Genomic DNA, 8264 nt, shown 5'->3' on the forward strand with positions numbered 1-8264 from the left:
GTGTGGGGAAAACCGTGGCCTTCCTGGGCCCGGGCGTTATCCTTCTCGCCCTCCAGTACGCCCGGAGGAGGGACCAGCTGGAGGCTCTAGAGGGGAGGGCCCCCATGGCGGAGGCTTGGCAGGGGGTGGGGAGGCCTAGGAACCTCGAGGCCATTCCCGGGGGGGTTAGGGTCTACTTTCAAGAGGCCACGCCCGGTCGCGGGCAGGATCCCTATCTGGAAGCGGTCTTCCTCGGCGAGGACCTCCTCCGCCTCACCTGGTTTCCCGGGGAGCCTGTGCCGCCCTATGCCCTGGCGGGCGGCACACCCCCCGCCTTTGAGCCCGAGCGCCTGAAGACCCAGGAGGGCTACCTCCTAAAGACCCCTCGCCTGGCCCTACGCCTGGAGGGGGAAGGCTTAAGCCTCTGGGACGGGGAGGAAAGGCTTTTGCGGCAAGAATCTTATCCCGAACGCTTAGGGCCTGCTTGGCGGCACCGGGTGCGCCTCGTTCCGGGGGAGAGGGTTTTGGGCCTCGGGGAGAGGGCCCATCCCCTGGACCGCCGGGGTGGGGTCTTCCGCTTCTGGAACCGGGACCCTGGGGGAAGCTACGGCCTTGGGGAGGACCCCCTTTACCTTTCGGTGCCCCTTTGGCTTTCCCTCCTTCACGAGGGGGGGTACCTGGCCTTCTACGAGAACCCTGCGGACGGCTTTGCCGACCTTCGGGGGGAGGAGGCCTTGGTGGGCTTTTGGGGTGGCCCCTTCCGCTACTACCTGATTCCAGGGCCCCTGGAAGAGGCTTTGGCCCGTTATGTGCAGCTCACCGGCCTTCCCCCTTTGCCGCCCCGCTTTGCCTTGGGCTTCCAGTATGCCCGCTGGGGGCTTGGGACGAGGAGGGAGGTGGAGGAGGTGGTGGAGGGCTTCCTTAAGCGGGGTCTCCCTTTAAGGGCCGTGCACCTGGACATAGATTACATGCGGGGTTACCGGGTTTTTACCGTGGACGAAAGGCGCTTCCCCGACCTAGGGGGGATGGTGCGGGCCTTTCGGGAAAAGGGCGTGCGCACGGTGCTCATCCTGGACCCGGGGATCAAGGCGGAAAAGGGGTTTCCCCCCTATGAGGAGGGCCTAAGGGAAGGGGTGTTTTGCCGCCTGCCCTCGGGGGAGGTTTTCCTAGGCCCTGTCTGGCCCGGGCTTGCCGCCTTCCCGGACTTCACCGATCCCAGGGCCCGGGACTGGTGGGGGGATAAGCTCAAGGGCCTTTTGGAGCTGGGGGTTTCGGGCTTCTGGCTGGATATGAACGAGCCCGCCCTCTTCGCCGCCTGGGGGGAGCCCACCTTTCCCAAGGGGGTGCGCCATAGCCTCGAGGGCCAAGGGGGCGACCACCTCCTGGCCCACAACCTCTACGGCCTCCTCATGGCCCGGGCCACCTGGGAGGGGTTCCGTAAACATGCCCCTCTTTCCCGGCCCTTTCTCCTCACCCGCGCGGGGTATGCGGGGGTACAGCGGTACGCCTGGGCTTGGACCGCGGATGTGGAGAGCACCTGGGAGGGCCTCAGGACCACCCTGCGGGCCCTCCTGGGGCTATCCCTCTCCGGGGTGTACTTCGTGGGCTCGGACATCGGGGGCTTTAGCGGCAACCCCTCCCCCGAGCTTTACCTGCGCTGGTTCCAGATGGCCGCCTTCACCCCCTTCTTCCGCCTCCACTCCGCCCGCTGGACCCGGCGGCGGGAACCCTGGCGCTTCGGGGATGAGGTCTTGGAGGGGGCGCGCTGGGCCATGGAGCTTAGGGAAAGGCTCCTCCCTTACCTCTATACCTTGGCCTACCGAGCGAGCCGAAAGGGGCTTCCCCTCCTCCGGCCCCTTTTCCTGCAAGGGGGTCCCTACACCGAGGAGGCCTTTCTCCTGGGGGAGGCCCTTTTGGTGGCCCCCGTCCTGGAGGAGGGGGCCCGGGCCAAGGAGGTGCCCCTGCCCAAGGGAAGGTGGTACTCCTGGGAGGAGGAAGGCGTTTCGCAGGGCCCGGCCTGGGTGCGGCTTCCCGCCCCCTTGGGGCGGATCCCCCTCCTGGTGCGGGCGGGAAGCGTCCTACCCCTCTTGGAGGGGGAGGGGCTTACCCTCCACCTGTACCCGGGGGAAGAGGGGGCTGAGGGTCTCCTCTACTGGGACGAGGGGGATGGGGAAGGGGCCTATCGGCTGGACCGCTTCCGCCTGCAAAGGGTGGAAGGGGGCTTTCGCCTCCTTTGGGAGGGCGAAGGGGGCTACCCTTGGCCCTGGGAGGGGATTGGCCTAAAGCTTTTTGGCGGGAGGCTTTTAAGGGCCTGGGTGGAGGGGAGGGTGTACCCGGCTTGGGAAGGGGGGGTTCGCCTTCCCCTTTTCCAAGAGGCCCTTTTGGAGGTGGCGGAATGAGGCTGGAAAGGGCGTGGTTTTTGGCCCATGGGGCGGAAACGCCAGAGGGGCTTCCCCATGGGGGTTGGCGGGAGGTGGGCTTGCCCCACCAGTGGACCCTCGAGGGCCTGGAGGCGGAGGTGGGCTGGTACCGGCTTCCCCTTCCCGAAGGGGGGCCAAGGCGCTTCCTCCGCTCCTTTGGGGACTATTACCAGGAGGCCTGGGTGGACGGCGTCCACCTGGGGCGGCACGAGGGGTATTTCTTCCCCTGGCTCCTGGAGTTGCCCCCGGGTGGGGAGGTCCTCCTTAGGGTTTCCGCCCCCAAGGAGCCCCTAGGGGTCTGGCCCCGGATCAAGCGGCAGATAAAGGGGGTCTTGGGGCAACACGACTGCCGCCCCGGGGGAACCACGGAACGGGGCCAGGAACGAGGGACAGGGGGGCTATGGGGCGGGGTGGAGGTCTGGGTGCGGGAAGAGGTGGCCCTTTTGGGCCTCACCCACCGCCTCCTTCCCCGGCCTGGGGGATGGCGGCTATGGGTGCGCCTCCTGGTGGATGCCCTAAGGCCCTTTCGCGAGGAGGTGCACCTTAGGATTGGCCCAGAAAACTTCCCCGGGGAGGCGCTGGAAAAGAGGGCCGTCCTCGAGGGGGAAGGGGGGCGGGGTTGGCGGGAGGTGGTGTGGGACCTGCCGGAAATGCCGTTATGGGAGGTGTGGGAGCGGGGGTTTCCCCATCTTTTCCGCCTCGAGGCGGAGGTTTTGGGGGCCAGCCTCAGCGTGCCCTTGGGCTTCCGCACCGTGGAGCTGGATGGGGAGGGCTGGCTTCTCCTAAACGGGAAGAGGCTATTCCTAAGGGGCACCAACATCATCCCCACCCAGTGGCTTGCCGGCTACACCGAGGCCCTGGCCCAGCAGGACGTGGCCCTGGTCAAGGAGGCCAACCTCAATGCGGTGCGGGTCCACGCCCACGTGACCCACCCCGCCTTCTACCGGGCCTGCGACCGGGAAGGCGTGTTGGTGTGGCAGGATTTTCCCTTGCAATGGGGCTATGCTCCGGACGAGGCCTTTGCCCAGGAGGCTTTGCGCCAGGCCCAGGCCATGGTGGAGGCCTTGGGGGCCCATCCTTCCATCTACCTCTGGTGTGCCCAGAACGAGCCCACCCATAACCGTCACACCCTAGGCCCCCTCCTGGCCGCCGGGCTTCGGGCCGCTGACCCCACCCGTCCGGTGAAGGAGGCCTCCGACTTCCGCGAGCACCCTTACCCCGGCTGGTACTGGGGGCAGGTGCGGGACTTCCTGGCCCTGCCCGGGGCCCCCCTGCCTTCCGAGTTCGGGGCCCAGGCCCTGCCCCGGGCGGAGCTTTTGCGTAAGGTTCTGGGTGAGGCCGCCTGGCCTCCCAACTGGGAGGTCTATGCCTACCACAACTTCCAGCCCCACGAGACCTTCCGGGTGGCGGGGGTGGGGCTTGGCAACTCCCTGGAGGAGTTTGTGGAAAGTTCCCAAGGCTATCAGGCGAGGCTTTTGCAGTTTGCCATCCACGCCTACCGCCGGGCCAAGGGGCGGGTGGTGGGCTACTTCCAGTTCATGTTGGTGGAGCCCTGGGAGGGGATCACCTGGGCGGTTTTGGACGTGGAGCGGGTGCCCAAAAAGGGCTTTTTTGCCCTAAAGGAGGCCAGCAGCCCGGTTCTCCTCTCCCTGGTCCCCTACCGGGCAGAGGTGGAGGTGGGGGCCCCCCCCTTGCAGGAGGCCTGGCTTATAAGCGACCTGGACCGGCCCCTGGCGCTTAAGGTGCGCCTCTTCCTGGAGGGCCCTGAGAGCCTTCCCCTTTGGGAGGAGGGGGTGACCTTGGCCCCGGGGGAGGCTAGGCGGTTTTTCAGCCTGGGAGAGCTTTGGGAAAGCCCCCTGGAGGTCCAAGCCCGCTTCCTTCCCCTCCAGGAGGCCTTGAGGAGGCTTCCTCCTGGGCCTTACCGCTTGGTGGGGGAGGCCTATGAGGGGGAGAGGCTTTGGTCCCGGCAGGTGTTAGAGGTGCGGTTCCTGGAGCCCATCCTCCCCCTGGGGGTGGCCTGGTGATCCGGGTTCGGATCGCCTACGCCCTGGGAGCCTTGGGCCTTACCTTGCCGGGCCAGACCTTTGGCACCTACGTGGCCTTCTACTACCTGGACCAGGTGGGCTTGGCGGCCAGCGCCTTTGCCTTAGCCCGGCTTGTCTTCTCCGTGTGGGATGCGGTGAACGACCCCCTTTTCGGCTACCTCTCCGACCGCACCAAGACCCCTTGGGGCCGCAGGCGGCCCTGGCTTTTCCTGGGGCTTCCCCCTTTGCTCCTGGCCTTTTACCTGACCTTCAACGTTCCTGAGCCTTTTCGCCAGGGTCAGGCCCTTTTTTGGTACTGCCTGGGCACGATCCTCCTTTTTGAAACCTTCGCTGCCCTCACCTGGGTGAACCACGCCGCCCTTTTCCCCGAGCTCTTTCGGGGGCAGGAGGAACGGGCCCGGGCCAACGCCTGGCGGCAGGGCTTTTACTTCCTGGGCCTGGCGGTGAGCATTGCCCTAACCCCTTTGGTCTACACCGCCCTAGGCTTTTCCGGTATGGCCTTGCTTTACGGAGCCCTTGGGGGCGTGTTGGTTCTCCTCTTTCTCCTTTCCGTCCGTGAGGACCCCAAAGCCCAGGAGGCCGAGCCCCTTTCCTTCCTTCCCGCTTTCCGTTACACCCTGGGAAACGGGGCCTTTTGGCTATATTCCCTAGCCGCCCTTTTTCTCCTCTTCGCCGTGGGGCTTTTTGGGGCGGCCATGCCCTTTTACGCCAAGTATGCCTTGGGCTTGGGCCCTGAGGCCACCTCCTTGCTCTTCGCCTCCGTGCTACTTTCGGCGCTTCCCTCCGTCTTCCTCTGGGCCCGGCTGGCGGGGGTCTTGGGTCCTAAGGGGGCCTGGCTGTTTGCCATCGCCCTTTTGGCCCTGGGGGCCATGCTCCTTTTCTGGCCCCAGAGCCTCGGGCAGGCTTTACCTGTGGGGGTGCTCATCGGGGTGGGGTTTGGCGGGGTGTTGGTGCTGGGGGATGTGCTCCTTTCGGAGGTGATAGACCGGGACGCGGAGCTTACGGGAAGGAGGCGGGAGGGAGTTTACTATAGCGTCTACGGCTTTATCAACCGGCTTTCCGGACCCTTGCAGGCCCTTTCCTTTGCCCTCCTCACCCCCCTTTTCGGCTACGTGAGCGGGGAAGCCCCAGGGCCCAGTCCCGAGGCCGCCTTCCGCTTCCTTATGGCAGGCCCTCCCTTTTTGGCTATCCTTTTGGCCCTGGGGTTGGCCTTGCGCTTTCCCTACGGGGCCAGGGGATAGAATGCTGGAAACGGGCCAAGCCCGGGGAGGAGGGTGGCACATGCGGGTGGTGTTTGGGGGCTCTTTGGGGCAGGCCCGCCTCGAGGTGGGGGTCACGGCAGCCTCCTCGGAACCGGTTTCCGGGGGGTATCTCCTGAGGGGAAGGGAAGTTCGGGCCTTTGCTCCCTCTAGGGGGGCGCAGTTTTTCCGCCACGGCTGGCAAAGCTGGAGCCTGGCCGCCTGGGTGGGCCTAGGGGAGCCGCCCAAGCCCCTTTTCCCTAAAGAGCGACGCCCCCAGGCGGATGACCCCTTCCTCTTGGACGCGGCGGAGTGGGGAGGGGCCTGGTGGGGTAGTGGGCTTGGGGCTTTGCGCTTGGCGGATGGGAAGGTTCTCCTCCTGGGAGCTTTGGATCTGGGGGCCAGGGTTTTGGGGCGGCAGGAGGTGCTTTTGGGGCGGTATGCCTTGGGGGAGGGCCGCTGGTTCTTGGCCTATGGACCGGAAGAGGAGGTTTTTTCCGCCTACGCCAGCCACCTTCCCCGGCGCCTTTCCGGAAAGCCCCTTAGGGTGTGGTGCTCCTGGTATGGCTACTACACCCGCATCAGCGAGGCCTTGCTCCTCGCCGCCTTGGAGGAGGTGGCCCACTTCCCCTTTGAGGTCTTCCAGATTGACGATGGCTGGCAGCGAGCCCTTGGGGACTGGGAGGCAAACGATCGCTTCCCCCGGGGGATGGCCTTTTTGGCGGAGAGGATCCGGGAAAAAGGCCTCAGGGCCGGGTTATGGCTGGCACCCTTTCTGCTGACCCCGGACAGCCCCCTGGGGCATGCCCGCCCCGAGTGGGTGCTTAGGGATGGGGAAGGCCGGCCTATCCCAGCGGGATTTAACTGGGGAAGACCCCTTTACGCCTTGGACTCGGGGAACGAGGAGGTTTTGGAATACGCGGCTGGCCTGGTGCGCAAGGTCCGGGAGTGGGGGTACGATTACATCAAGCTGGACTTTCTCTATGCGGCTTCCCTTCCTGGGGCCGAGGGGGAGGGGCGGTACCGAAAGGCCATGGAGCGGATACGGGAGGAAGCGGGTGGCGCTTATCTTCTCTTCTGCGGGGCCCCCATCCTGGCCTCCTTGGGGCTTGCCGACGGCCTCCGGGTGGGCCCGGATGCCGCCCCCTACTGGGACAACGAGGACCGCTCCCTTTGGCTTTCCGACCCCACGGGACCGGGGCTTAAAAACGCCCTCCGCACCACCCTGCACCGGCTGTGGCTTCGGGAAAACGTGCAGGTGGACCCGGATGTGGCCTATTTCCGAAGCTGTTTCTCCTTGCTGACCCCTGAAGAGAGGCGCCTCCAGGAGGCCATGGGGGAGATCACCGGCTTCAAGGCCACCTCCGACCCCCCCTCCTGGCTTACCCCGGAAGAGAGGGAAAGGCTTTTGGCCTTCCTGAGCCAGGACCAGGCGGTAAACCAGCTTGGCCCCTACCGCTTCCAGGTGGGGGAGGAGGTCTTGGACTATGCTTCCCTACTATAGGCGTGTCCACCGCAAAGCGGATGGGCGGGAGCTCATCCTTTACGGGCTTCATCCCCTCGAGGACCCCCCCCTCCCAGAGCCCGCCCTGCCCTATAGCCCCGCTCCCCACCTCCGCTACCACCCCCTGAGACGGGAATGGGTGGTCTATGCTGCTCATCGCCAGGAGCGCACCTTTTTGCCCCCCAAGGAGCACTGCCCCCTTTGCCCTAGCCGGGAAGGGGGTTTCCCCACGGAGATCCCCTTTTCCCGCTTCCAGGTGGCGGTCTTTGACAACCGCTTTCCCTCCCTGGTGCCAAGCCCCACCCCTCCCCCGGAAGGGTTGCCCGTTCCCGCAGGGGAGGCTTTAGGCCGCTGTGAGGTGGTGGTCTACACCGAGGCCCACGTGGGGAGCCTGGCCACCCTCACGGAGGAGGAAAGGCTTCTTCTGGCTTGGGTTTGGCGGGAGCGGTACCAGGCCCTATATGCCCTAAAGGGCATCCAGTTCGTCATGCCCTTTGAAAACCGGGGGGAGGCGGTGGGGGTGACCCTGCACCACCCCCATGGGCAGATCTACGCCTACCCCTTGGTGCCCCCCATCTTGGAGCGAGAAAGCCAGGCCTTCCGGGAAAGGCCGGTGCTCCTCGAGCTTCTTCCCCACTTGGAGCCCTACCGGGTGGACCAGGAGGAGGGGTTCTTAGCCTTCGTACCCCCCTTTGCCCGTTACCCCTATGAGGTTTGGGTGGTCCCTTGGCAGCGCCACCCCGGGCTTTGGACCTTTTCCCATGAGGAGATGGCCGCCTTCGCCCGCCTTCTGGGCCGGGTGGTGGCCCGCTACGACGCCCTTTTCGGGGAGGCCTTTCCCTACGTCATGGTCTTCCACGCAGCCCCCCTAGGGGAGGAGCGCACCTTCCATTTCCACGTGGAGTTTTATCCGCCCAAGCGGGCCAAGGACAAGCTCAAGTTCCTGGCGGGCACGGAGCTGGGAGCGGGTACGTTTGTGGTGGACGCCTTGCCCGAGGAAACGGCAAAAAGGCTACGGGAGGTCTTATGAACTACCTTTTGGCCCTGGACCAGGGTACCAGCAGCAGCCGGGCCCTCC

Annotated in this window: 5 protein-coding genes; all 5 read left to right on the forward strand. The window is 65.8% G+C overall.

Annotated features, from left to right (window positions below; genetic code table 11):
- Window positions 1–2: 2 nt before the first annotated feature.
- From L0D18_RS05245 to galT, 5 genes are read left to right on the forward strand one after another with little or no spacing between them, the layout of a single operon-like run.
- On the forward strand, window positions 3–2378 hold the full coding sequence (locus L0D18_RS05245) for a glycoside hydrolase family 31 protein (RefSeq protein ID WP_243027800.1): 2376 nt from the start codon (window positions 3–5) through the stop codon (window positions 2376–2378).
- Window positions 2375–4423 carry a glycoside hydrolase family 2 TIM barrel-domain containing protein gene (locus L0D18_RS05250; protein ID WP_279232192.1) on the forward strand — a complete coding sequence of 683 codons (2049 nt, stop codon included), beginning with the start codon at window positions 2375–2377 and terminating at the stop codon, window positions 4421–4423. Before L0D18_RS05245 ends, L0D18_RS05250 begins: the two co-directional genes overlap by 4 nt.
- On the forward strand, window positions 4420–5685 hold the full coding sequence (locus L0D18_RS05255) for an MFS transporter (protein ID WP_423247895.1): 1266 nt from the start codon (window positions 4420–4422) through the stop codon (window positions 5683–5685). The genes L0D18_RS05250 and L0D18_RS05255 overlap by 4 nt, the downstream gene beginning before the upstream one ends.
- A gap of 40 nt (window positions 5686–5725) precedes the next feature.
- Complete coding sequence (locus L0D18_RS05260; protein WP_243027801.1) at window positions 5726–7186, forward strand: glycoside hydrolase family 36 protein; 1461 nt, start codon at window positions 5726–5728, stop codon at window positions 7184–7186.
- Window positions 7170–8216 carry a galactose-1-phosphate uridylyltransferase gene (gene galT, locus L0D18_RS05265; RefSeq protein ID WP_243027802.1) on the forward strand — a complete coding sequence of 349 codons (1047 nt, stop codon included), beginning with the start codon at window positions 7170–7172 and terminating at the stop codon, window positions 8214–8216. The genes L0D18_RS05260 and galT overlap by 17 nt, the downstream gene beginning before the upstream one ends.
- Window positions 8217–8264 lie beyond the last annotated feature (48 nt).

The sequence above is a fragment of the Thermus albus genome (assembly GCF_022760855.1).
Lineage (GTDB): Bacteria > Deinococcota > Deinococci > Deinococcales > Thermaceae > Thermus > Thermus albus.